At 69.2% G+C, this 24,644-nt stretch carries 24 protein-coding genes; 6 read left to right on the top strand and 18 right to left on the bottom strand.

What is annotated here, in order from left to right; genetic code table 11:
• Positions 1-25: 25 nt before the first annotated feature.
• From rnhB to rplS, 3 genes are all read right to left on the bottom strand, one after another.
• Complete coding sequence (gene rnhB / locus E6C70_RS02575; RefSeq protein WP_136421952.1) at positions 26-682, bottom strand: ribonuclease HII; 657 nt, start codon at positions 680-682, stop codon at positions 26-28.
• Entirely contained in the window at positions 679-1,443 is a 765-nt protein-coding gene (lepB, locus tag E6C70_RS02570) for a signal peptidase I (RefSeq protein ID WP_136421950.1), read from the bottom strand. The genes rnhB and lepB overlap by 4 nt, the downstream gene beginning before the upstream one ends.
• 62 nt (positions 1,444-1,505) lie before the next feature.
• Positions 1,506-1,856 (bottom strand): 50S ribosomal protein L19, encoded by a 351-nt coding sequence (gene rplS, locus E6C70_RS02565; RefSeq protein WP_136421948.1) that lies wholly within the window; start codon positions 1,854-1,856, stop codon positions 1,506-1,508.
• A gap of 275 nt (positions 1,857-2,131) precedes the next feature.
• Here rplS and E6C70_RS02560 point away from each other — a divergent pair, with 275 nt between their 5' ends.
• The gene (locus tag E6C70_RS02560; RefSeq protein WP_136421946.1) at positions 2,132-3,463 is read left to right on the top strand and encodes an alpha/beta hydrolase; all 1,332 of its coding nucleotides are present in this window, start codon (positions 2,132-2,134) and stop codon (positions 3,461-3,463) included.
• Positions 3,460-5,916, top strand: a complete 2,457-nt coding sequence (locus E6C70_RS02555; RefSeq protein WP_136421944.1) for a bifunctional lysylphosphatidylglycerol flippase/synthetase MprF — start codon at positions 3,460-3,462, stop codon at positions 5,914-5,916. The genes E6C70_RS02560 and E6C70_RS02555 overlap by 4 nt, the downstream gene beginning before the upstream one ends.
• A 5-nt stretch (positions 5,917-5,921) precedes the next feature.
• Here the strand turns inward: E6C70_RS02555 and E6C70_RS02550 are convergent, their stop codons facing one another.
• Positions 5,922-6,443: a hypothetical protein gene (locus E6C70_RS02550; protein WP_136421942.1), complete on the bottom strand. Its 522-nt coding sequence runs from the start codon at positions 6,441-6,443 to the stop codon at positions 5,922-5,924.
• A gap of 113 nt (positions 6,444-6,556) precedes the next feature.
• On the opposite strand from E6C70_RS02550, the gene map reads away from it, so the two are divergent.
• Positions 6,557-7,324, top strand: coding sequence for a type I methionyl aminopeptidase (gene map, locus E6C70_RS02545; RefSeq protein WP_136423669.1), 768 nt, complete (start codon positions 6,557-6,559; stop codon positions 7,322-7,324).
• A 57-nt stretch (positions 7,325-7,381) separates the two neighbouring features.
• On the opposite strand, the gene E6C70_RS02540 is transcribed toward map, so the two are convergent.
• Entirely contained in the window at positions 7,382-7,843 is a 462-nt protein-coding gene (locus E6C70_RS02540) for a MarR family winged helix-turn-helix transcriptional regulator (RefSeq protein ID WP_136421940.1), read from the bottom strand.
• A gap of 66 nt (positions 7,844-7,909) precedes the next feature.
• Here E6C70_RS02540 and E6C70_RS02535 point away from each other — a divergent pair, with 66 nt between their 5' ends.
• Positions 7,910-8,278 (top strand): VOC family protein, encoded by a 369-nt coding sequence (locus tag E6C70_RS02535; protein WP_136421938.1) that lies wholly within the window; start codon positions 7,910-7,912, stop codon positions 8,276-8,278.
• 33 nt (positions 8,279-8,311) lie between these two features.
• Here E6C70_RS02535 and E6C70_RS02530 read toward each other — a convergent pair whose 3' ends face one another.
• The 7 genes from E6C70_RS02530 to E6C70_RS02500 form a co-directional block, all read right to left on the bottom strand.
• A complete protein-coding gene (locus E6C70_RS02530) occupies positions 8,312-9,076 on the bottom strand; it encodes a sirohydrochlorin chelatase (protein ID WP_136421936.1) in 765 nt (254 codons plus the stop codon).
• Positions 9,077-9,166: 90 nt separating this feature from the next.
• Positions 9,167-9,868, bottom strand: a complete 702-nt coding sequence (gene trmD / locus E6C70_RS02525) for a tRNA (guanosine(37)-N1)-methyltransferase TrmD (protein ID WP_136421935.1) — start codon at positions 9,866-9,868, stop codon at positions 9,167-9,169.
• A gap of 10 nt (positions 9,869-9,878) precedes the next feature.
• Positions 9,879-10,487 carry a ribosome maturation factor RimM gene (gene rimM, locus E6C70_RS02520; protein ID WP_136421933.1) on the bottom strand — a complete coding sequence of 203 codons (609 nt, stop codon included), beginning with the start codon at positions 10,485-10,487 and terminating at the stop codon, positions 9,879-9,881.
• Positions 10,484-10,726 (bottom strand): RNA-binding protein, encoded by a 243-nt coding sequence (locus tag E6C70_RS02515; protein ID WP_136421931.1) that lies wholly within the window; start codon positions 10,724-10,726, stop codon positions 10,484-10,486. Before E6C70_RS02515 ends, rimM begins: the two co-directional genes overlap by 4 nt.
• Before the next feature lie 2 nt (positions 10,727-10,728).
• Positions 10,729-11,157: a 30S ribosomal protein S16 gene (gene rpsP / locus E6C70_RS02510; protein ID WP_136421929.1), complete on the bottom strand. Its 429-nt coding sequence runs from the start codon at positions 11,155-11,157 to the stop codon at positions 10,729-10,731.
• Between the two features lie 177 nt (positions 11,158-11,334).
• Positions 11,335-12,042, bottom strand: a complete 708-nt coding sequence (locus E6C70_RS02505) for an ArsR/SmtB family transcription factor (RefSeq protein ID WP_136421927.1) — start codon at positions 12,040-12,042, stop codon at positions 11,335-11,337.
• Positions 12,039-12,947: a DMT family transporter gene (locus tag E6C70_RS02500; RefSeq protein WP_136421925.1), complete on the bottom strand. Its 909-nt coding sequence runs from the start codon at positions 12,945-12,947 to the stop codon at positions 12,039-12,041. The genes E6C70_RS02505 and E6C70_RS02500 overlap by 4 nt, the downstream gene beginning before the upstream one ends.
• Positions 12,948-13,098: 151 nt before the next feature.
• On the opposite strand from E6C70_RS02500, the gene E6C70_RS02495 reads away from it, so the two are divergent.
• Entirely contained in the window at positions 13,099-14,241 is a 1,143-nt protein-coding gene (locus E6C70_RS02495) for a glutamate--cysteine ligase (protein ID WP_136421923.1), read from the top strand.
• 18 nt (positions 14,242-14,259) lie between these two features.
• On the opposite strand, the gene E6C70_RS02490 is transcribed toward E6C70_RS02495, so the two are convergent.
• The 5 genes from E6C70_RS02490 to ftsY are packed head-to-tail and all read right to left on the bottom strand — an operon-like array spanning position 14,260 to position 19,562.
• The gene (locus E6C70_RS02490; RefSeq protein WP_136421921.1) at positions 14,260-15,714 is read right to left on the bottom strand and encodes a GH1 family beta-glucosidase; all 1,455 of its coding nucleotides are present in this window, start codon (positions 15,712-15,714) and stop codon (positions 14,260-14,262) included.
• 39 nt (positions 15,715-15,753) lie between these two features.
• Positions 15,754-16,551 carry an LLM class F420-dependent oxidoreductase gene (locus E6C70_RS02485; protein WP_136421919.1) on the bottom strand — a complete coding sequence of 266 codons (798 nt, stop codon included), beginning with the start codon at positions 16,549-16,551 and terminating at the stop codon, positions 15,754-15,756.
• 29 nt (positions 16,552-16,580) lie between these two features.
• Positions 16,581-18,155, bottom strand: coding sequence for a signal recognition particle protein (gene ffh, locus E6C70_RS02480; RefSeq protein WP_136421917.1), 1,575 nt, complete (start codon positions 18,153-18,155; stop codon positions 16,581-16,583).
• Between the two features lie 33 nt (positions 18,156-18,188).
• A complete protein-coding gene (locus E6C70_RS02475; RefSeq protein ID WP_136421915.1) occupies positions 18,189-18,668 on the bottom strand; it encodes a DUF2004 domain-containing protein in 480 nt (159 codons plus the stop codon).
• Between the two features lie 18 nt (positions 18,669-18,686).
• Positions 18,687-19,562: a signal recognition particle-docking protein FtsY gene (ftsY, locus tag E6C70_RS02470; protein WP_136421914.1), complete on the bottom strand. Its 876-nt coding sequence runs from the start codon at positions 19,560-19,562 to the stop codon at positions 18,687-18,689.
• A gap of 168 nt (positions 19,563-19,730) precedes the next feature.
• Here ftsY and E6C70_RS02465 point away from each other — a divergent pair, with 168 nt between their 5' ends.
• Positions 19,731-21,092: an FAD-binding oxidoreductase gene (locus tag E6C70_RS02465; protein WP_136421912.1), complete on the top strand. Its 1,362-nt coding sequence runs from the start codon at positions 19,731-19,733 to the stop codon at positions 21,090-21,092.
• Between the two features lie 22 nt (positions 21,093-21,114).
• Here the strand turns inward: E6C70_RS02465 and smc are convergent, their stop codons facing one another.
• Positions 21,115-24,630: a chromosome segregation protein SMC gene (gene smc, locus E6C70_RS02460; RefSeq protein WP_136421910.1), complete on the bottom strand. Its 3,516-nt coding sequence runs from the start codon at positions 24,628-24,630 to the stop codon at positions 21,115-21,117.
• Positions 24,631-24,644: the final 14 nt, after the last annotated feature.

Genomic DNA, 24,644 nt, shown 5'->3' with positions numbered 1-24,644 from the left:
CCGCACGTGGAGGCGGCATGGCGCCTCAGGACTCGACGAGAGCGGGCTCCCTGAGCCAGCTGTGCCGGTGGATGGCGTGCGGCCCGTGCTCGGCGATCGCGGCGTAGTGGGCGCTCGAACCGTAGCCCTTGTTGCCCGACCAGCCGTACACCGGCGCCGACTCGTGCGCGTCGATCATCATCCTGTCGCGGTGCACCTTGGCGAGGACGGATGCGGCAGCGACGGACCCGCAGTCCTGGTCGGCCTTCACGCGGGTCATCACGGTCACCGCCACGTCGAGCTGACGGGTGAGCCAGTCGTGGCTGCCGTCGAGCAGGACGACAGCGTCGCTCAGGTCGATGGCCTCGCGGAGGGCAGCCAGCGCCCGCGCGCCAGCCCGACCGAGCGCTTCGATGATGCCGACCGCGTCCACTTCCTCCGGCCCCGCCAGACCGACGGCCGAGTGCACCGCCCACGCGGCCGCGACAGGCGCGAGCAGCTCGCGCTTGGCCTCGCTGAGCATCTTCGAATCGCGAAGGCCGACCGGGACGCGCCGACGGCGCTGATCGATGACGGTCATGCCCACGGCGACGGGTCCGGCAATGGCTCCACGGCCCACCTCGTCGCAGCCGATCACCACCGCGTGGCCCGCACGGAACAACCGCCGCTCCACGGACAGCGTGGGATCGACGACGGGGGTCATTTCTTGCCGGTGGGTGACGGGATGCCGGCGAACGTCGACGGATAGTCATCGAGCCACGCCCAGTGCGCCACCGGCCAACTCACCACGAAGGCGCGCCCGACGACGTTGTCCATGGGCACGAAGCCCTTGCCGGGGGTGTCGCCGTTGTAGCGGGAGTCCTTGGAGTTGTAGCGGTTGTCGCCCATGACCCACAGCGAACCGGCCGGCACCACCTGGTCGAAGTCGTCCTTCGATGCGCGCGTCTCGCCGCTCGGCAGCGTGATGTACGGCTCATTGAGCGGCACGCCGTTGACGCTGACCTGACCGAGTGCGTTGCAGCAGCTGACGTGGTCGCCCGGGAGGCCGATAACGCGCTTGATGAGGTGGTCGTTGCTGTCGGGGGCGGAGAGCCCGACGATCGAGAGCGCCCAGTCGAAACCGCCCGCGACGGGGTTCTGCTGGATGGGCGGTTGCGGCGTCAGCCATCCCCCCGGATCACGGAACACCACGACGTCACCGCGGTCGATCGGCACGAGCTTGGGCACCAGTTCGTTGACGATGATGCGGTCGTTCACCTCGAGGGTCTCGCGCATCGATTCCGATGGGATGTAGAACGACCGGATGAGGAAGGTCTTCACCAGGAACGAGATGAGCACGGCCACCACGAGGATGACCAGCAGATCCCGTAGGAACGTGAGCGCGCCGCGCGGCTTCGTTCGACGCTGGCGCCTGCGCAACGGTTGTTCGTCTTCCGTGTGCTCGCGCACCGATTCTTCTGTCATTAACGTATCGAGCTCCCCACCCGATTGTAGAGGGTGGGGAGCTCGGCCGAGTTCAGCTGCGACTAGTGGTTGTCGCGCTTCTCCTTGATCTTCGCCTTCTTGCCGCGCAGGTCGCGCAGGTAGTAGAGCTTCGCGCGGCGCACGTCACCACGGGTGACGACCTCGATGTGGTCGATCACCGGCGAGTGCACCGGGAAGGTGCGCTCGACGCCCACCTGGAAGCTGACCTTGCGAACGGTGAAGGTCTCGCGGACACCCTCGTTCGAGCGGCTGATGACGACACCCTGGAACACCTGGATACGCGAGCGGCTGCCCTCGATGATGTTCACGTGCACCTTGACGGTGTCGCCGGCGCGGAACGCGGGGATGTCGGACCTGAGTGATGCTGCATCGACGGAGTCGAGGATGTGCATGATGATTCGCTCTCTGTGCCCGCCACCGGTCGAACACGGACTAGATGAAAAGAATGAAGTGTGCCCGACGCGTTCTCACGAACGCAGATGGTGCTCCCCGGAGGCAGAGCCCTGATTCGGCACAATCCACAATTCTGCCACGGATGCGCACCCCGCCGCAAAACGGCGCCGCTGAGCGCGACCTGTGAGGACTCTCATCCGTCGCGCATCCGTTCCGAGCCGCCGACCCGGTGGCCATCGGCAGACTGGGGGCCGACCTGCGGATGAGGAGCGGCGTGCAGAACTGGTTCGAATCGATAGACCTCGTCTCGGGGCCGTTTCCGATCATCGTCGGCGGGGGCGCGGTGGTCGCCGTACTCGTCGTGGCGATCGTGCACCCCCGTGCACTCTGGCTAGCGCTGTCGGTTGCGGCCGGTGCACTCGGCGCCGGTATCGGACTCGCCCTCTGCCGCTGGGCGCAGTCGCCCGACGCCATCGACACCGACCTGAGCCCGCTGGGTCGCACCGGCGTAGCGCTCGCCTTCGCGGCCATCGGAGTCCTCATCGTCGGAATGGTGCGGGGGCGGGCCTGGCGTCGCGTCGTCGCGGGGCTCGGGGTCGTGCTCGCCGTCGCAGCAGGTGGGCTCGCCGTGAACGCCGAGTTCGGCCAGTACCCGACGATCGGAGCGCTGTCCGGGCAGCCGGCGGCTCCCACGCTCAGCGGGTCCGTCGCCGCTGCCCAACGTGCAGGTGCTCCTCTCGCCGCCTCTCGATCGACGGATCCCGCGACACCCGCCGCGTGGAGCGCGTCGGGTGCGGCCGTCGGCACGCGTGGCCTCGTCGCCCAAGTGAGCATCCCGGCCACCACATCGCACTTCGCGGCCCGAGCCGCCTACGTCTACCTGCCGCCGGCGGCCCTCGTCGCGAACCCGCCTGCGCTTCCGGTCATCGTCATGCTCTCCGGCGAGCCGGGCGCTCCCGCCGATGTCGTGCGGGCCGGCCACCTGCGCGCGATCATGGATGCCTGGGCCGGCCGCGACGGCGGACTCGCCCCGATCGTCGTCGTGCCCGACCAGCTCGGCTCACCCACGTCCAACCCGATGTGCGTCGACTCGCCGCTCGGCGCCTCCGCCAGCTACCTCACCGTCGACGTGCCGCGATGGATCCGCACCAACCTCACCGTCGCGAACGATCCTGCGCAATGGGCCATCGGGGGGTTCTCGCAGGGCGGTACCTGCGCGATCCAGCTCGGCGCCGGCCATCCGGACCTGTTCTCGGGGATCATCGACGTGTCGGGCCAGATCGCGCCGCGGAACGGGGACACCGCCAACACGATCGCGGTCGGCTTCGGCGGCGACGTCTCGGCCTACCGAGCGGCAGCCCCGATGACCCTGCTGACCGAGCACGCTCCGTACGCCGCGACGACGGCGGTGTTCGGGTCGGGCGCGCAGGACCAGCAGTACGGCCCGGAAGTCGACCGGATGCGCGCCGCGGCAGCCGCGGCGGGGATGAGCACCAGCAGGGTCGTCTCCCCCGGCACCGGTCACGAGTGGGCGACAGTCCGTTACGTGCTGTCGACCGGCATCGGGCCCGTGCTCCAGCACCTCGGCGTCGGGTCGCGGTCGTGAGGGTGCTGCGTCAGGCGGCGAGGATTCCGGTCGCCCTGTGCGTCGCCGGAATCCTCCTGGTGATCGGCATCATCTCCATGGCGGGCGGCGGTCGCGGCGTCCTGAGCCCCGAGCGAGCGGGCGCCGACCCGGCCGCCATCGCCCAACACCACTGGTGGGTGCTGATCACCTCGCAGCTCATCGCCGGCAGCTGGCCCGCCCTCATCATCGCCGTCGTCGCCACGATCATCGTGGTCGGCTGGGCGGAACGCACCATGGGCGGCGCCCGCACCGTCCTGGCCTTCGTGGTGACCGGAACGATCGCGTCCCTCGTGGGCCTCGGCCTCGAGTACATCGGGTCGCGCGCCGGCGAGTACTGGACGAGCTCCGTGAGTGCACTCGACACGCTCGACCCGCTGACGCCCATCGCGGGAACCCTGGCGTGGGCATCGGCCGGGGCGAACGGCATCTGGCGACGCCGCATCCGCGTGCTCCTCCTGACGGGGGCCGTGGCCATGCTGTTGTACAGCGGCCTGCCGTCGGACCTCTACCTCCTGGTTGCCGTCGGGGTCGGCCTGCTCGGTGGGCGGCTCACTCTCGGACGCTCCGCCATCCCGCACTGGCGAAGCTCCCGCCGTGAACGCCGGGGCCTGCTCGCGCTGGTCACGATCGTCCTCGCCCTCGGGCCCCTGCTCTCGCTCGCCGCGCCCGTGCGCTTCGGACTGCTGGCGCCCCTCGGCGTCACGATGTCGGATGCCACGCCGTCGGGACGGATGCCCCGGGTCGGCTGCGGGAACGGACGATTCGACCTGAATTGCGTGAACGCGCTGGGCCACGCCCACCTGCACGGCGTCGGGGGGACGCTGCTCTCCATCCTGCCGCTCGTGCTCATGCTCGTCGGTGCATGGGGACTGCTCGCGGGACGGCGGGCGGCGGTCTGGATGCTCGCTGCGCTCGGCCTCGTGCAATCCGCGGTCGCCGCGTGGTACCTCGGCATCCTCCCGGCGACGACATCCGCCGGACCGCCGCCCGGACGTCACAACGCCGAACTCGTCGTCTGGGTCGCCGCGAGCATCCTCGTGCCGTTCGCCTTCTCGCTGATCCTGTTGGCCGAACGTCGCTCGTTCCCGGTGCGCGTGGCTCGGAGGCGCGCTCTCGTCATCACCGGCCTGCTCGCCGGGTGGGCGCTGGTCTGCGTCGCCGTCGCACTCGCCGGGTCGTGGCTGCTGCGAGACCAGTTCCGGCCGGCGGCAACATGGGCCGGGCTGCTTGCCGACCTTCCGTCGCGCTTCGTGCCGAGCTCGTTCCTGCGCTCGCAACCCCTCGTGCTCCACCCCACGTCGCCGCTGGCGAACGTCGTCGTGCACGGCGCCGGGCCGCTGTTCTGGGTCGGCGTGATCGTCGCGACGGTACTGCTGCTTCGCGGTACGGGCACGGCGGTCGTCGCTCCCGACGCGGCCCGCATCCGTTCGCTGCTGGCTCGCGGATCGGGAACGCTCGGCTACATGGCGACCTGGGCGGGCAACAGCCTCTGGACCTCATCGAACGCGTCAGCCGGCATCGCCTATCGCGTCGTCGGAGGGGTCGCCGTCACGACCTCCGATCCGTTCGGATCTCCTGCACATCCCGGGGCCGTGCTGCGCGAGTTCGTCGAGTTCTGCGACGCCAACGCGTGGACTCCGGTCTTCTACAGCGTGCACGAGCCGGTGCGGGCGACCCTCGCCGAGGCCGGTTGGTCCTCGATCGAAGTCGCCGAGGAGATCACCGTCGATCCGCGCGGCTTCAGCACATCGGGCAAGGCCATGCAGGATGTCCGGACCTCCGTCAACCGGTCCCGTCGCGACGACCTGCGGGTGCGCTGGGCCACCTGGAGCGAGATGCCCGTTCGCATCACAGCGCAGATCACCGCGCTCTCGGAGGAGTGGATGTCGTCGAAGGACCTTCCCGAGCTCGGCTTCACGCTCGGCGGGCTCGACGAGTTGCGTGACGACGACGTCATGCTGGCGGTCGTGCTCGACACCGAGGACCGGGTGCGCGCGATCACGAGTTGGCTTCCGATCCGTCGGGACGGCGTGCTGATGGGGCGCACTCTCGACATGATGCGACGAGCGCCGGGCGCGCCCAACGGAGTGATGGAGTTCGTGATCGCCGAGGCGATGTCGCACTTCGCTGCGGAGGGCCTCGTGGTGGTCAGCCTGTCGGGTTCACCGCTCGCCGGTGCGGGCGCCGAGAGGGCGGGCGCGCCATTGGCGCAGGTGCTCGACCTGCTCGCCCGGACGCTCGAGCCGCTGTACGGCTTCCGGTCGCTGCTGCGGTTCAAGAAGAAGTTCTCCCCGGCACTGGAGCCTCTGCACCTGGTCTACCGCGACCCCGTGACCCTGCCGGCTATCGGCATGGCGGTCGCACGCTGCTACCTGCCCACCCTCACCGTCCGTGGGCTCGGCGAGATCCTGCGCGACCGGCAGAACCGCTGATGGGCTCAGTCGGTGGACTCACGGATGACGATGACCTCGCCGGCGTCGAAGGGGGCCGGCTTCACTCCGCGTTGGGCGGTCCCGCCCTGCGCGCTCCCGGCCTGAGCGGCGTTCAGTTCCTGGGCCTGACGCTCGAATTCCTCCATGGTCGTCCGCACGCTGCGGGCACCCGCACGCAGCACCTCACCGAGGGCGATCCAGAAGGCGGCGATGGCCGCGAGCACCCCGAGGACGGAGAACAGCGTGGCGGTGGCTCCGAAGAAGCCGAAGCCGATCAGGCAGGCGTACCACACCGTCAGGATCCCCGCGTCGGCCCACGACACGGCCCGCTCACGCCGCACGTCGGCGCGCGCCACGATCAGCAGGGCCACCACGAGCAGCATGATGGCCATGATCGGCGCCGCGAGGATGAGACCGAGGATGCCCCAGCCGCCGTGGCCGAAGATCCCCCAGCCGATGAGCGTCCAAGCCGGCAGCACGATGACCGCGGTGAAGAGCGCGTAATAGAAGGCCCGACGGATGATCACGGATCCAGCTTAAGCACGGGTCGCGCGGAACGGGAGTGCCGTTCGCCGTGGGCGCAGAGCCGTGCGAGGCGCCGGAACGCGGCAGAATGGATGAGAACCAGAGAGGACTCTCGATGATCGAACTGCGCACCCCTGCCGAGATCGAGCAGATGCGACCGGCCGGAGCATTCGTCGCACGCGTACTGCAGGCGACCGCCGCAGCCGCGAAGGTCGGCGTCAACCTCCTCGCACTCGACCGGCTGGCGCACGAGATGATCCGCTCCGAAGGTGCCGAGTCGTGCTACATCGACTACCACCCGTCTTTCGGCGCGAGCCCGTTCGGGAAGGTCATCTGCACGTCCGTGAACGACGCCGTCCTGCACGGACTCCCCCACGACTACGTTCTGCGCGATGGAGACCTGCTGAGTCTGGACTTCGCGGCATCCGTCGACGGATGGGTGGCCGACTCCGCCATCTCGATCGTCGTCGGCACGCCGCGCGACGCCGATCTCCGCCTCATCGAGACGACCACCCGCGCGCTCGACGCGGGCATCGCGGCTGCGACGGTCGGCAACCGCATCGGCGACATCTCCGCGGCGATCGCCGCTGTGGCACACGCGGACGGCCTGCGCATCAACACCGACTTCGGCGGCCACGGGGTCGGCCGAACCATGCACGGCGACCCGCACATCCCCAACAACGGCCGTGCGGGTCGCGGCCTTCCACTGCGCGACGGACTGGTGGTGGCGATCGAACCGTGGTTCCTGCTCGGGACGGACAAGATCTTCACCGATCCCGACGGCTGGACGCTCCGTGCCGCCGACGGGTCGCGCGGAGCTCACATGGAGCACACGGTGGCCATCACGGATGCCGGTCCGGTCGTGCTCACCGCGCGCTCCTGAGGGCGAGGCCGCGAGCACTCTCGTGGTGCTCGAGCGCCATCGCGAGGCGACGACGTTCTAGGGTGCGCCCTCAGCCGAGTCCTGCAGGGAGCGGATCATGCTCCGCAGGATCTTGAACGCGCCCGACCGCTCCTCCGCGGTCATGCCGCCGAGCATCCTGTCCTCGACGGATCGGACCGCGACGGTCGCCTTCTGCAGACTCCGGCGACCCCGCGTCGTGAGCCGCGTCGGAAGTACCTTCCCGACGGGCGCCTCCTCTGGCCGCGTCACGTAACCGTCGCGCTCCAAGGCCTGCAGCAGCACGTTCATCGACTGCCGGGTCACGAACGCCCCTCGCGCGAGTTCGGAATTCGAGAGGCCCGGGCGCTGCGCGAGCAATTCGAGGCAGGAATAATGCGTCACGGTCATCCCCAGCGGTCGCAGCACCCCCTCCATGGCCGCGCGGAGGGCACTCGACGCCTCCTTCAGCAGGTAACCCAGCGAGCTGTCCAGCTCGACGCCCGGTCCGTCTTGACTCATGTCAGTATTCTGACATAGATTTACTTGCGTGTCAGAATACTGACACGAAAGCAGAGGAGCATCACCATGCCGGTCACCGGTCCCGACTTCATCTCCCTCCAAGCGCGCGACCTCGACGTGTCGCGGGCGTTCTACGAGCACTACCTCGGCCTGGTCCGCTCGCCGGCCGGACCGCCTCACGCCGTCGTCTTCGAGACGACGCCGATCGCGTTCGCCCTGCGCGACGTCGTTCCCGGAACCGACCTCGATTCCGTCGCCCAGCCCGGCGTGGGCGCTGCCATCTGGCTCCACGCCACCGACGTCCAGTCGATTCACGATGCGCTGGTCGCCGACAGCCACACCATCGTCTCCGCTCCGATCGACGGCCCGTTCGGTCGCACGTTCACCTTCGCCGATCCGGACGGCTACCAGGTCACGCTTCACGACCGGGCCTAGCGGCCAGACGCAGAGGCGCGCTGCGCGCATCCGTCACTCGGTGCGAGCGCGCTCCCGCTGCGCGGCGACCTCGTAGCGCTCCAGCACGAGCTCGACGAGCTCGCCGGGCACGTCGGAGCCCGGGAGCACGAGCGGTTCGGAGACGATGTCAGCGCCCATGCCCGTGACGGCGTCGTAGAACCAGCCCGGCGCGAGCAGGTAGGCGGACACCACGACGCGCGAGCCATGATGCACCGCTCGCAGCATGTCGACGGCGTCGTGCACGCGAGGTGAGCCGGCCGCGATGAACCCCACGGTCACCGGTCGACCGAGGCGAGCGGCGAGCAGTCGCCCGGTCTCGAAGCACTCGGCGGCCGCGCGCGAATCGCTCGATCCCGCTGCGGCGAGCAGGACGGAGTCGCCGGGCAGCAGCCCCGAGTGCTCGAGCCTCGCGGCCAGCACGTCGACGATGCGCTGATCGGGCCCCAACGGCTCGGCAAGCACAGCGCCCGAGAACGGGATGCGGTCGAGCCCCTCGGCGAGCCCGGTGCGCACGTGGAATCCGGCGGAGAGCACGACGGGCACGATGACCGCATCGGGGACGCTGACGTGCTGCGACAGCGCGGCTGCGACATCGCTGTGCCGTGCATCGACGAAACCGACGGCAACGTCCAGCTCAGGACGAGCCGAGGCGACCGCATCGACGAGCGCGATGATGGCCGCGCGGTTGTCAGCGGAGGGCGATCCGTGCGTCACCGCGAGCAGCACGAGCGGCGGCCCGAGAGCCTCCCCCTGGTCGTCGGCCGATCCCCCGTGCATTGCCTACCGCCCTCGCTCAGGCGGAGACCCTGATCAACCGCCGATCCCGACGCTATGCACCGGGTGTTTCGAGGCCGCCACCAACATGTTTCAGGGGCGTGAATCATCCGGAGGCAGGAGGTCGGGTCGCACGGCGGCGGTCCGCTCGATCTGGCGGGCTCGGCGCCATTCGGCGATCGCGCCGTGATTGCCACTCAGAAGCACGGCGGGCACCTCGCGGTCGCGCCAGGACGCCGGCTTGGTGTAGCTGGGATACTCCAGCAGGCCGTCCTCGTGCGACTCTTCGACGAGGCTCTCGGGATTGCCGACGACGCCCGGGATCAGCCGGCCGATCGCCTCGATCATGGCCATGACGGCCACCTCGCCACCGTTGAGGACGTAGTCGCCCAGGCTGAGCAACCGCACGCGTCCGCGAGAGGAGTATTCGTCGATCACGCGCTGGTCGATGCCCTCGTAACGCCCGCACGCGAAGGCGATGTGCGTCTCGGCGGACAGCTCGCGGGCGATCGCCTGCGTGAACGGTTCCCCGGCAGGGGACGGCACGATGAGCAGCGGATCGTCACCACTCGACAGCACGTCGTCCAGCGCCTCGCCCCACGGCTCGGGTTTCATCACCATTCCGGCGCCGCCGCCGTAGGGGGTGTCGTCCACCGTGCGGTGCCGGTCGTGCGCGAAGTCGCGTAGGTCGTGGGCCCGGACATCCAGGATGCCGGCCCCGCGCGCCCTGCCGAGGAGGGAGAGGTCGAGCACGTCGAAGAAGCTGGGGAAGATGGTGACGATGTCGATGCGCACGGCGACGCCCTTAATCGGCTGAGTCGGATGACGCAGAGGTGTCACCGGTGGACGCGTCGTCATCGTCATCGTCGGGCAGCTCCTCGAACAGCCCCGTCGGCGGAGTGATGGTCACCACGCCAGCCTTGACGTCGACGGAGGGAACGATCGCCTCGACGAACGGAACCATGACCTCGCCCGCGGGCGTCTTGACGATGAGCAGGTCCTGGGCAGGGAAGTGATCCACCCGTGCCACCAGACCCACCTTGGCGCCGTCACGAACGACGTCGAGGCCGACGAGCTGGTGGTCGTACCAGGCGTTCTCCTCCTCGGGCAACTCCGCGGCATCCTGGTCGACCCAGAGGATGCCCTTGGCGAGGCCCTCGGCGGCCGTGCGATCGGGGACGTCCTTGAAGAACCCGACCGGCTGCGCGTTGTACCAGCGCAGCTCGATCAGCTCGATCGACTTGCCGTGCCAGGCGTGTCCGGGCGGCACCTGAAGAGAGAACACGGCGCCCGGAACGAAGCGTCGTTCCGGGTCGTCCGTGAACATCTCGAGCTTGATGGCCCCTTTGAGGCCGTGCGCCTTGGTCAGCCGGCCCACGCGCAACTGCGTGCGCTTGGGCGCGGGCGTGCTCACCGGGACGAGTCGGTGTCGACCACGTCGACACGTACCCGACGACCGTCGGCCAGCGCGCTCACGAGCGTGCGCACCGCCTTGGCGGTGCGTCCGGAGCGGCCGATGACGCGGCCGAGGTCTTCGGGGTTCACGCGAACCTCGAGGACCTCGCCGCGCGGGGAGTTCTTGCTGACCACGTGCACGTCGTCAGGGTGATCGACGATCCCCTTGACGAGGTGCGCGACGGCGGAGTCGAGCAAGATCAGGCCTGCTCGTCGGCGGACGCCGAGGCGGTCTCGTCGGCGGCTTCTGCGGCCGGCTCCTCGACCTTGGCGGGCTTCTCGGCCTTGGGCTTCAGAACGGGCTTCTTCTTCTCGTCGGCGACGAACGCGACGGGAGCCTCCTTGGTGCGGAGGGTGCTCTTGGCGTTCTTGTCGCCCTTGAACTTGCCCCAGTCACCGGTGATCTTGAGGATGGCGGCGACCTGCTCGGTCGGCTGTGCACCGACGCCGAGCCAGTACTGGGCACGCTCGGAGTCGACCTCGATGAACGAGGGCTCCTCGGTGGGGTGGTACTTGCCGATCTCCTCGATCACTCGACCGTCGCGCTTGGTGCGCGAGTCGGCGACGACGATGCGGTAGTAGGGGGCGCGGATCTTTCCGAGGCGCTTGAGACGGATCTTGACAGCCACAATTCTCCTGTGTGCGTTATGAGGTTGGGCGAACTGACAGCCGTGAGCGTGGGGTGCACACTCGGCAAAGGTTCAAGGGGGCTCTGCTGGCCTGATTAGAGGGTCGGGCGGAAACAGAACTCGACTGACCATTCTTGCAGATATCCGCTCATCGCGATAATCGGGGAGCGCGGGAGCTCACTCGACGGTGACACCCAACTCGCGACGCAGCGCATCCGCTCCGACCTCGGTGATCAGGACGAGCCGTTGCTCTCCCCGTCTGATCCAGCCCTCGTCGACGAAGACACGGAACAGGTCCGCTCCGACGACCCCCGCGAGGTGGCTCCGTCGCTCCGTCCAGTCGAGGCACTCGCGCACGATCGGCCTCCGACCGCCTCGCGGTTCCGAGATGTCGATACCGAGCCTGCGCAGCCAGCGCGAGCCGTGATCGGTGAGGCGGAGACCGGCACTGCGCTCCACGTAGCCGGTCTGCTCCAGACCGTCGAGCACGGCGACACCCAGCCGCCCGGCGAGATGGTCGTAGCACGTTCTGGCGCGGCGGAGCCCCTCGTCGACGCGGGCTGCGGCGTAGGACGTCGGCGGGCGAGGGGTGTGGGATGCCGCTGCCAGGGATTCCACCACCTCGGCCGCTCCGGCGTCGGCGAACCGCACGTACCGGTGCCGCCCCTGCCGCTGCTCCGCGAGCAGCCCACCCGAGGTCAGCAGGTCGAGATGGCGGCTCATCGTCGCCGCCGACACCCCGCAGACCCGGGCCAGTTCACCCGCTGTCCACGCCCGACCGTCGAGAAGTGCGAGGCAGACCGTCGCCCGCGTTCGGTCTCCCATCAACGCCGCGAGCCCGGCGAGGCCATCGGCGGCCGCCGCATCCGTCCGGATGGTGTTCATCGGTGCGCGCCGATCCGCGAGATGGCGACGCCCACGAGGCAGGTGACGCCGCCGACGACCTGCAACGGCGCGGGCACCTCGCCGAGCAGGAGCAACCCCAGCACGATGGCGATGGGCGGGACCAGGTAGGTGCTCACTCCCAGCCGACCGGCCGGCATGCGGCGGAGGGCGTACGCCCAGGTGCTGAACGCCAAGGCGGTGGGAACGAGACCGAGATAGGCCATTCCCACGACCGACCACGACGGCGCCTCGGTAACGGCCGCGACGAGCTCGCCGGAGAAGGGCAGGCAGGCGACCATGCCCACGGTGCAGGCGATCCACGTCACCTGCAATCCCCCGAGGCGCCGCAGGACCACCTTCTGCAGGATCACGCCGACCGCATAGCTCGCCGCGGCGATGAGGCAGAGCACCACTCCCCAGCCGCTCGAGATGGCGACGCCGGCGCTGCCGACGGCGATGAGGACGACGCCCACGAGCGAGACCACAGCGCCTCCGATGAGCCACGGCGGCACGCCTTCGCGCAGGATCGTCCCGGCCAGGATCGCGATGAGGATGGGACCGATGTTCACCAGCATCGCCGTCGTCCCCGCGTCGAGGTCGTGCTCGGCCGCATTCAGGGTCAGGTTGTACAACCCGAACCACGCCAGCCCGCAGAACACCAGCAGGCTCCACTCCCGGGGCGTCGGCCTCACCCACCGTCGACTGATCGCGACCGCAGCGCCCAGCGCGATCGTGCCGACGAGGAGCCGCCCGAGTGTGAGCGCCCCGGGGCTGAAATCCTGCGCCACTGCGCGGATCACCACGAACGCGGAGGCCCACGCGAGCACCGTGACGCCGATCGCCGCGATCGTGCTCGCCGTCCGGGCGGGAGGATGCGCGACAGCCGGCAGATCAGTCCTGGTCATGCTCCGAGCGTAGGACGCCATCGGTTCGCTGGCGGCCGAACCGTCGACCGCCGGAGGCCCGTCTTCGCCGCCCGATCGCTCACCTCCGCGCGGCGAACTAGCGTCTGCCGGGTTCGAACCACGATGATGGCACTGACGGAAGGCGGTGAGCGTGCACATCAGCTTCGCAAGGTCGGACAGGTCGAGCGTCGGCATCGAATGGGAGCTCGAACTCGTCGACCGGACGACCGGCGAGCTCTCCCCCATCGCCGATGACGTGCTGCGGGCCATGGCCGACGAGGACGGTGAAGAGCACCCGCACGCCACCCATGAGTTGATGCTGAACACCGTGGAGATCGTCTCCGGCGTTCACGACCGGGTGGGCGGCGCCGTCGGCGAGCTGCTCGGCATCGTCGAGGAGGTGCGTGATGCGGCGGCTCCGCTGGGGGCGGATGTCATGTGCAGCGGATCGCATCCGTTCAGCCAGTGGTACGACCAGAAGATCACCGACAAGGAGCGCTACCACCGGCTCATCGAACGCACCCAGTGGTGGGGGCGCAACATGATGATCTGGGGCGTGCACGTGCACGTCGGCATCGAGGAGCAGGCCAAGGCCATCCCGATCCACAATGCCCTGCTCGGCTACCTGCCGCACCTGCAGGCGCTCTCGGCATCCAGCCCGTTCTGGGCGGGGGTGGACACGGGCTACGCCTCGAATCGGGCCCTGGTGTTCCAACAGCTGCCCACTGCCGGCCTGCCCTGGCAGTACGAGGACTGGGCGGCATACGAGGCGTACGTCGAGGACATGACGCGCACGGGTGTCATCACCGATTACACCGAGGTGCGCAGCGACGTGCGGCCATCACCGCACTGGGGCACCCTCGAGGTCCGCTCCTGCGACGGGGTGTCGACGGGGCTGGAGCTGGGAGCACTTGCCGCGCTGATCCAGTGCCTCGTCGATTGGATGAGCGAGCGCATGGATGACGGCGAGACGCTGCCCTGGCTTCAACCCTGGTATGTGCGGGAGAACAAGTGGCGGGCCGCCCGCTACGGCCTCGACGCCGAGGTCATCCTCGATTCGAGCGGGCGGGAGGCGCTCGTGACCGACGACCTCCGTGAACTGGTCGAGATGCTCCAGCCCGTCGCCGAGCGCCTCGGCTGCGCGACCGAACTCGCCCAGGTGCTGGAGATCCTCGATATCGGCGGCAGCTACCAGCGTCAGCTCGCGGTGGCCGCCGCGGCGGACGGCGACCTCACGCAGGTGGTCGCACACCTCGTCCGCGAGATGCACGAGGGGCGCCCCCTCCGTCCGTGAGCCCTGTTGGTCGCTGCGCTACTCGACCGGCGGTGCCGAGGGCACGTCGGGCAGTTGGCGCGAGCGGATGAGCTCGGTGTACCAGCGCGCGGAGTCCTTCGGCAGCCGCTCGAGCGTGTCGTAGTCGACGCGGACGATGCCGAACCGCTTGGAGTAGCCGAGGCTCCACTCGAAGTTGTCCAGCAGCGACCAGACCTGGTAGCCGCGCAGATCGGCACCGCGCTGCATGGCCCGGTGTGCGGCCGTGAAGTGCCTCCGCAGGAAGTCCGTGCGATCGACGTCGTGCACCGCGCCGTCGTCGGAGACCTCATCGGCGAATGCCGCGCCGTTCTCCGTGACCATGAGAGGCAGGGCGGGGAATTCGTCGTGCAGACCGACGAGCAGGTCCTCCAGCCCGCTCGGGTCGATGTTCCACCCCATCTCGGTCAGGGGTCCGTCCTCGGCGAGGAACTCGACCTGGCGGCCCACTCCCGGCCAGGGCGACGGTCCCGACAGCGCCTTCTCGCGATCCTCCGATACCTCGTCGGATTCGTCGAACAATCGCACCCGACTCGATGAGTAGTAGTTCACGCCGAGCAGCGTGATCGGCACGGCGGAAATCGCCTCGAGGTCGCCATCCCGTACGAACGACCAATCGGTGACGGACGCCGTGTCGGCGAGCACGTCGGCCGGATAATGCCCGTTCAACAGGGGGTCGAGGAACACGCGGTTGGCGATGCCGTCGATCAGACGGACGGCCTCGGCACCCGTGTCGCCGTCCGGACGCGGGACGTGCAGATTGAGGGTGATGGAGAAGCCGGGGTCGTTGCTCACCACCTCCTCGAGCGCCTGCAGGGCGAGGCCGTGGGCGAGGTTGAGGTGGTGGACTGCCGCCAGCGCTGCCGCATCGTCGGTACGACCCGGCGCGTGGATCCCGACACCGTAGCCGAGGTAGGCCGAGCACCACGGCTCGTTCAACGTCGTCCAGACCTCGACCCGGTCGCCCAGTCGCTCGCCCATGATGCGCGCATAGTCCGCGAACGCCTCGGCCGTGGAACGTTCTGTCCAGCCGCCGGCATCCTCGAGCGCCTGCGGCAGGTCCCAGTGATAGAGCGTGGCGATGGGACGGATGCCGCGCGCGATGAGACCGTCGACGAGGCGGTCGTAGAAGGCGAGACCGGCCTCGTTGGCCGGACCCCGCCCGGTCGGCTGGATGCGCGGCCAGGCTATGGAGAACCGGTAGGCCTCGAGGCCGAGCTCCTTCATCAGGTCGAGGTCGGCGTCGAGCCGGTGGTAGTGGTCGTCCGCCACGTCGCCCGTGTCGCCGTTCAAGACCGCTCCCGGCGTGTGACTGAAGGTGTCCCAGATCGACGGCCCGCGGCCATCCTCGGCGACGGCGCCCTCGATCTGGTAGGCGGCCGTCGCCGACCCGAACACGAAGTCGGTGGGGAACTCGAGGGCTGAGTCGCGGTAGTCGGGGTCTCCGGTGGTCATATCGTTCTCCTGCGGGGTCTGCTCGCGTACGGGATCTGCTCAGGCGTTGGTTGCGTCACGCCACGCGAGCCAGCGTCGCACCGGTTCGAGATCGTAGTCGGGGCCGCTGACGCCGTAGGTGAAGAGGCGGGCGCCGAGCGCGTGCAGCTCGGCGACATCCGCTTCACTCTGGCGCCGCAGCTCAACCGAGACCTCGATCTCGTGCGGGTCGCGACCGACGACGGCGCAGTGCTCGTCGAGGATTCCGAGCTTGCGCTCGAGCGTGGCGGGGTCGGAGAAGCTGTGCCAGATGTCCGCGTGGCGCGCGACGATTCTCAGGGTCTTCTTCTCGCCTCCGCCGCCGATGAGCACGGGGATGTCGCGGACGGGCGCCGGATTGAGCTTCGTCCATCGGTCCTCGATTCGAGGCAGGGCGTCGGAGAGCGCCGCGATGCGAGAGCCGACGGTCCCGAACTCGTAGCCGTACTCGTCGTAGTCCCGCTCGAACCACCCAGCGCCCGTGCCGAAGATGAACCGGCCGTCGCTGATGTTGTCGATGGTGCGGGCCATGTCGGCCTGCAGGTCGGCATTGCGGTAACTGTTGCAGTTCACCAGTGCGCCGATCTCCACGCGGCTGGTCTGCTCCGCCCAGGCGGCAAGCATCGTCCACGATTCGTAGTGCTCTCCGTCGGCCGGACCGGACAACGGGTAGAAGTGGTCCCAGTTGAACAGGATGTCGACGCCGAGGTCCTCGAGCTCCGAGACGGTGTCACGGATCTTGGCATAGTGCGCGTGCTGCGGCTGCACCTGCACGCCGATGCGGACGGTGCGGGCTCGGGCGTCGATGCGTGTGCTCATCCGATCAGCCTATGGGGCACCGAGAGGCGTCAGCGCATGAACCTCTGCAGGGCAGCCATCTCCTCGGCACTCGGCGCGGCAGGAGCTGAGCCCTTGGCCCCACCGATGCCGAACCCGGACCCGCCGGAAGCGGCCGCGTCGGTCGTCGACTTCGCACCGGAGGCGATGGCGGCGTTCTCGGCCGCCCGCTTGGCCGGGTTGCCCGACTTGGAGCCCTTCTTCTTGGCCTGCTGCTTGCCCCGACCACCGCTGAATCCGGCTCCGGGGATCGGGCCCATACCGGGAACGTTGGGCATGCCGCCCTTCGCAACGGTCTTCATCATCTTCGCGGCCTGCTCGAACCGCGTCACGAGCTGGTTGACATCCGTCACCGTCATGCCAGACCCGCGCGCGATGCGCAGACGCCGCGACCCGTTGAGGAGCTTCGGGTTGACCCGCTCGGCCTTGGTCATCGACTGGATGATGGCCTCGGTGCGCACGATCTCGCGCTCGTCGAAGTTCTCGAGCTGCTGCTTCATCCCGCCGGCACCGGGGAGCATGCCCATCATCTTCTTGATGGAGCCCATGTTGCGCAGTTGCTGCATCTGCCCAAGGAAGTCGTCCAGCGTGAACGTGTCGGTGGCGAACTTCTCGGCGACCTTGCGGGCCTCGTCCTCGTCGAAGGCCTCCTGTGCCTGCTCGATGAGGGTGAGGATGTCACCGAGGTCGAGGATGCGGCTGGCCATGCGGTCGGGGTGGAACGGCTCGAAGTCGTCGAGTCCCTCCCCCGTCGACGCGAAGATGATCGGTCGTCCCGTGACGGATGCGACCGAGAGTGCAGCACCGCCTCGCGCGTCGCCGTCGAGCTTGGAGAGCACGACGCCCGTGAAGTCCACCCCGGCCTGGAACGCCTTGGCAGTGGCGACGGCGTCCTGACCGATCATGGCGTCGATGACGAAGAGCACCTCGTCGGGATCGACGGCCTTGCGGATGTCGCCCGCCTGCTTCATGAGCTCGGCGTCGACGCCGAGTCGGCCGGCCGTGTCGACGATGACCGTGTCGAACTGGCGGCGCTCGGCCTCCTTGATCGCGTCCTTGGCGACCTTCACGGGGTTGCCGACGCCGTTGCCCGGCTCGGGCGCGTATACCTCGACGCCCGCCTGCTGACCCACGACCTGCAACTGCGTGACGGCGTTGGGTCGTTGGAGGTCGGCGGCGACCAGCATCGGGGTGTGGCCGTCCTTCTTGAGCCACTTCGCAAGCTTGCCCGCGAGCGTGGTCTTTCCGGCCCCCTGAAGGCCGGCGAGCATGATGACGGTCGGCGGCTTCTTCGCGAACTCGAGGCGACGCTGCTGCCCGCCGAGGATCTCGACGAGTTCCTCGTTGACGATCTGGACGACCTGCTGGGCGGGGTTCAGGGCCTTATTGACCTCGTCGCCGAGTGCGCGCTCGCGCACCTTGCCGGTGAACTCCTTGACGACGTCGAGCGCGACGTCGGCGTCGAGCAGGGCGCGGCGGATCTCGCGGACGGTCCCGTCGACGTCGGACGCGGAGAGCCGGCCCTTCGTGCGGAGGTTTCTGAAGGTGTCGGAGAGACGGTCGGAGAGGGTGCCGAAAGTTGCCATGGTGCGCTCAGTTTACCGGCAGCGCGACGCGTCTCAGTCCTGGTACTCCACGCCCACCACGTCGCCGTTGATGTCGAGCGTCGCTACGAGGCGCCCGTCGAAGTCGTCGGGCGCGAAGGCGTACTCGAAGACGGCGAACGCCTCCTCGGCTCCGTTGTTGTCGGGCCGGAGGTCGACGCGAAGCAGGTCGAGCGAGCGCAGCACGTCCATCTGCCGGTCGCCGGACTCGCGTCGGATGCCCTCGTCGACGGTCTCGGCATCGACCTGGTCGACGAGACCCGCCAAGAACTCGGATGTCGCGCTCCCGCCAGAGGCGAGTTCGCCGACGAACGACTCCCGCACGTCGGCGTCGAGGCGCTCGAGCTCGCCAATCATCGCGGCCGCGACGTCGAGGGACGCCTCCTCGACGTCCTCGTCGGCGTCGAGGACGACCTCGACATCCTGGTCGCCGGCGTCCACCCGCTCCGACCAGTAGTCGCCGATGATTCCGAAGTAGTCGTGCTCCGTGGCCATCCGTTGTCTCCTGTCCGACTATCCGACGAGCTGCTGGGCGAACACGTGCGGCGTGAAGCCGGTCAGGTCGCCGATCTGCTCGCCCTGCCCCACCAGCTTGATGGGGATGCCGGTGCGCTCCTGCACGCTCAGCACGAAGCCGCCCTTGGCCGATCCGTCGAGCTTGGTCAGAACGAGTCCGGTCACACCGGCGTGCTGCACGAAGGCCTCGGCCTGAGCGAGGCCGTTCTGGCCGGTCGTGGCGTCGAGCACGAGCAGCACCTCGGCGATCGTGGCCTGCTTCTCGATCACGCGCCTGATCTTGGTGAGCTCGTCCATCAGGCCACCCTTGGTCTGCAGGCGCCCGGCCGTGTCGATGATGACGATCTCGATGCCCTGCGCCTTGGCGCGCTCGATGGTCTGGAAGGCGACGGATGCCGGGTCCTGGCCCTGCTGCTGCGGGCGGACGATCTCGGCGCCTGCCCGTTCCGCCCAGGTCGCGAGCTGTTCGACGGCGGCCGCCCGGAAGGTGTCGGCCGCTCCCACGACGACGGTACGCCCGTAGCCGCGCAGGAAGCGCGCGAACTTGCCGATCGTGGTGGTCTTGCCCACACCGTTGACACCGACGACCAGTACGACCGCCGGCCGCTCGCTGAGCTTGAGGGTGGTGTCGAAGCGCACGAGGCGTTCTTCGATGCCCTCGCGCAGCATCCGCTGCAGGTCGGCGGGATCGGTCGTGTTGTAGCGAGCGACCTTGGCGCGCAGCTCGGCGACGATGGCGTCGGTGAGGTCCGGTCCGAAGTCGGCCGAGATGAGGGCGTCCTCGAGGTCGTCCCAGGTGTCGTCGTCGATGGTCTTCTTCGCGAACATGCCGCGGAGGGCCCCGGCGAGTGACCAGGAACTGCGTTCTGCCATACCGGCCAGCGTACTAGGGCGGCCCGGCGCGCCGGTGATCGTGAGGACGGATGCGCACGCATACGCGCACGGCGTAAAGGCAGCTCTTCCGCCACGTCGGAGGGGGTCGCTAGCCTGACCAGCGGGGCACCCGCCCGAGGGCGCCCGTCCGAAGAACGGAGCAGCTGCATGTCCATCACCATCGACCCCGCGACGCTCACCGACCTGCGCCAGCGAATGACCGGCGAGCTCATCCTCCCCGGCGATGCCGAATACGACTCGGCGCGCGCTCCCTGGAACCTCGCCGTGCAACAGCATCCGTCGGCTGTGGCCTTCCCGGCCGACGTGGACGACATCCGTCACATCCTGGCGGCCGCCGCCGACGCCGGTCTCGGAGTCACCGTCCAGCCGAACGGGCACGGAGCGGCGGATGATCTCGACGGCATCATCCTCATTCGTCCCCGGGCGTTCGACGAGGTGTCGATCGACGTCGACGGACGTCGCGCTCGGGTCGGGGCCGGCGTGAATTGGGGACGAGTGCTCACCGGACTCGACGGAACCGGTCTCATCGCCCTCGCCGGCTCGAACCCCGAGGTGAACGCCGTGGCCTACACCCTCGGCGGCGGCCAGTCGCTGTTCGGGCGCGCGTTCGGCCTCGCGTCCGAATCGCTCACAGCGGTCGAACTCATCGACGCCGGCGGCCGGCTCCACCGCGTCACGGATGAGTCGGATGCCGACCTGATGTGGGCGTTGCGCGGCGGAGGCGGCCTGTTCGGAGTCGTCACAGCCATCGAGTTCACCCTCCACCCCGCTGACCGGCTCTTCGGCGGCAGCCTGATGTTTCCGATCGACGCGGCCGCGGCGGTCTTCCGCGCCGCGACGGAGGCCAGCGCATTGGATGACGGGCTCGGTGCGGAGGTCGGCCTCATGCGGTTCCCCGACCTGCCCATGATGCCTCCGCCGCTGCGAGGACAGACTCTCGCCTCCGTGAACTTCGTGCATCTCGGCGACGAGGCCTCAGCTGCGCCGGTCGTCGAGGTTCTCCGGGCCGCGGCTACGCCCGTGGCGGACACCCTGACCGAGTTCACCATCGGCCAGCTCGCCGCGGTCGCCAACGAGCCCACCGACCCCATGCCGACCCTCGACTGGGGCGGCTCCATCGCGAGTCTCGACGAGGAGACGGTTGGTGATCTGGTGTCCGCCTTCCTGAGTGGAGTCGAACTCGGGCTGGGTCGGGTGGGCGTCCGGATTCTCGGTGGGCGGATCGGCCAACCGACCGATGCGCTGCTGGGCGGAGTGCGTGCTCACGGTGTCGCGAGTGCCGGAGCCGCGGTCTTCGATCCGTCGACAGCCGATCGTGCGGCGTCTTCGCTGCAGCCGCTGCGCGACTTCGCAAAGACGCATCGCGGAGAAGGCATGATTCCGACGTTCCTGGGACTCGGGTCGACTCTGGCCGACGCCTTCGAGCCAGCCGCGATCGATCGACTGCGGGCGGTCAAAGACCGAGTCGACCCGGGCGGTGTCGTCCGGAGCAACCGGCCGCTCGGCTGAGCACGGCGGTGCGGCTCGCCGGTCAGGCCGTGGCGCGCTCCTCGGCGACGCGCTGACCCACGACCGCCGAGACCCCGTCCTGGCGCATGGAGACGCCGTAGAGCGCGTCGGCGATCTCCATCGTGCGCTTCTGGTGGGTGATGACGATCAGCTGGCTGGTGGCGCGCAGGTCCTCGAAAATGGTGAGCAGTCGGCCGAGGTTCGCGTCGTCGAGTGCTGCCTCCACCTCGTCCATGATGTAGAACGGGCTCGGCCGCGCCTTGAAGATCGCGATGAGGAGCGCGACAGCCGCCAAGGAGCGCTCGCCCCCCGAGAGCAGCGAGAGCCGCTCGATCTTCTTGCCCGCCGGCTTCACGGCGACCTCGATGCCGGTCGTCAACATGTTCTCGGGATCCGTCAGGGTGATGCTGCCCGTGCCCCCCGGGAAGAGCACGGGGAAGACCTCGGTGAACGCCTGCCGGGTGTCCTCGAAAGCCGCCGCGAAGATCACCTGCATCTTCTCGTCGATCTCCGTGATGATCGTGATGAGGTCGCCGCGGGTCCTCGTGAGGTCGGAGAGTTGCTCGGTGAGGAACGCATGCCGCTGTTCGAGCGCGGCGAACTCCTCGAGGGCGAGCGGATTAACGCGTCCCAGCTGGGCGTAGGAGCGTTCTGCCTTCTCGAGACGACGTCGCTGCTGTTCACGATCGAACGGCGTCGACTCCGCGCCGTCGACCTCCGCCGGCACCTGGATCTCCGGTCCGTACTCGGCGACGAGGACGTCCTCCACGAGTCCGAGCTCGGAGCCCGCCCGCTCGAGCAACCCGGACAACTGCAGCTTCTTCTCGTAGATCTGCAGCTCCAGGTTGTGCACGCTATCGGTCACGCCGCTCAGTCGTTCACGCGTCTCCGCCTCGTCACGGCGGAGGCCGGCGAGCTCCTCGCTCTGACCGGCGCGGGCGCGTTCCGCCTCAGCGAGCTCGAGGGCGGCCTGCGCGACCGATGCGTCGACGGACGCCAAGACGGCGGGCAGTGCATCCGTCACCCGGGTGGCCGCGTCCACCTGACGGCGGCGAAATACGGCTCGCCGAGCAGACTCCTCGGCGGCGGCGCGTTCGGCGTCCAGGCGGGCGGAGAGCGCGGCCCGGCGCGCCTGCTCGCCGCGCACACGCTCGCGAGCGGTCTCCACCGTCAACCGCGCCTCGACCTCGACCTCGCGCGCGCGCTCGAGTTCGCTCGACAGACCGTCGCGGGCCGACACGTCGAGCATGGGTCGGGGGCGGGCGGCCGCGGTGTCCAGGGCGGACCTCGCCGCCGCCGCCGCCGATTCCGCCTCGGCGACCCGCTCCCCCGCCAAGGCGAGCGCCGCGCTCAGCCGGTCGTGCTCGGCAGCCGAAGTCTCGGTGTGCACCCGCGCGCGGTTGAGCTTCTCGGTGGTCGCTGCCAGCTGCGCGTCGAACTCCCGCAGCGACGCGAGAGCGTGAGCGCTCTGCTCCTTCGCCACCTGCAGCTCGCCCCGCTTCTCGGCGAGGGCGAAGCGCGAGCGCTCGATGAGCGAGGTGACCTCGCCGAGCCGGTCGGACGCCGCGTCGCGCTCCGCCACGAGCTCCAGCCGGCTCCGACGCGCCCCGTTACCCCCGCGGAGGACGTAGTCGGTCAGGACGTCGCCGCTGATGGTGATGACGGTGACCGGTCGATCGGCGCGCGAGAGCACGGCCTTCCATGCTCGGCGAGCTGCATCGAGATCGTCGGCGATGACCGTCTGGGACAGCAACGCGATGATGCCATCGGGAGCCGTCACGACGCTCGCCGCCGAGAGGACGCCATCCGCAGAGAACGCAGCCCCCGACGCCCGTGCGGGCCGGGCGATGACGACGTCCACCCGTCCGAAGTCACCGTCGATCGCGTGCTTCACGGCATCCGTCGCTGCATCGAGGTCCTCTGCCAGTACGGCGTCGGCGAGGGAGCCGAGCGCGGCGGCGATGGCCGCCTCGTAGCCCGGTTGCACATGCACCTGCTCGGCCACGAGGCCGAGGACGCCGGGGATGCGAGCTCCGACGAGAGCGGTCGATCCGTCCTTCTGGTCGAGGGCGAGCGAGAGGGCACCGGTGCGCGCGGCGAGGGCGTCACGCTCGCGCTCCAGCACGTGGAGGTCCTCTCGCAACCGCTCGATGTCACCCTCCGACTCGAACACGGCGGCCTGGGCCAACTCGTAGGCCTCGTCGAGACCGCTCTCTCCGAGGTCGACCGCCACGGCATCCGTCTCGAGCGAGGCGAACTCAGCTCGCGCTGCATCGCGCCGGTCGCGGGCTGCCTCCAGGGTGTTCTCCTGTCGGAGCACTTCGCCACGCACGACCGCCAGTCGCGACGCCGCGGCATCCGACTCGCCCTGCAGCTTGCTGAGCTCGAGGGCGTGGCGCGAGACGAGCGCGCTCTGGGCGGCGATCTCCTCATCGACGGCGTCGAGGCGGCGGCGGGCGGCCACCGTCTCGCTCGACGCATCCTGCAGTGCACGCTCGCCCGAGCGCACGAGGTCGGCGAGTCGCTCGACCTCGTCCTGCGCATCGAGCAGCATCTGGGGCGTCACGGTCTGTGCCGCCTCGGCGATCTCGCCCTCGCTGCCGAGGAGCGCGATGCGCTGGCCGGCGAGGTTGTAGAGGCCGCGCAGGCGCTCTTGCACGGACTGCAGGCCGAACGCGGTCCTGCGGGCGGTATCGAGGGCGTCGCTGGAAAGCTGCGACTCCAGTCGCTGCACGCGCAGCTGCCGCTGCTCGAGTCGCTCCTGCAGGACGATGCGCTCGCTGTGGCGCACGTGCTCGCTGCGCGTGAACCCGTCCAGCGCCCGACGGAGGGTGACGACGTCGTCAGCGAGCAGCCGCGCGCGGGCGTCGCGCACGACGGCCGCGATGTTCTGCGCCTCGCGGGCGACCTCCGCCTGGCGCCCGAGCGGCTTGAGCTGGCGACGGATCTCGCCGGCGAGGTCGCTGAGCCTGGTGAGGTTGGTCTGCATGGCCTCGAGCTTGCGGACCGTCTTCTCCTTGCGGCGGCGGTGCTTGAGGATGCCGGCCGCCTCCTCGATGAAGCCGCGACGCTCCTCGGGGCTCGCGCGCAACACGGCGTCGAGTTGGCCTTGGCCGACGATGACGTGCATCTCGCGGCCGAGGCCCGAGTCGCTGAGGAGCTCCTGGACGTCGAGAAGGCGACACCCCTGACCGTTGATGGCGTACTCGCTGGCGCCGTTGCGGAACAGCGTGCGGCTGATGGTGACCTCGGTGTACTCGATGGGGAGGGCGCCATCCGCGTTGTCGATGGTCAACGTCACCTCGGCGCGACCGAGCGGCCCGCGCGTCGAGGTTCCGGCGAAGATGACGTCCTCCATCTTGCCGCCGCGGAGCGTCTTCGCCCCCTGCTCGCCCATGACCCAGGCGAGCGCGTCGACGACGTTGGACTTGCCCGATCCGTTCGGGCCGATCACGCAGGTGACCCCGGGCTCGAAGGCGAACGTGGTCGGCTGCGCGAAGGACTTGAACCCCTTGAGGGTCAGGCTCTTCAGGTACAACGGCGCGGCCTTCC

This window comes from Orlajensenia flava (assembly GCF_004801905.1).
Classification (GTDB): Bacteria; Actinomycetota; Actinomycetes; order Actinomycetales; family Microbacteriaceae; genus Orlajensenia; species Orlajensenia flava.
This window is presented reverse-complemented; position numbering and strand designations above follow the sequence as displayed.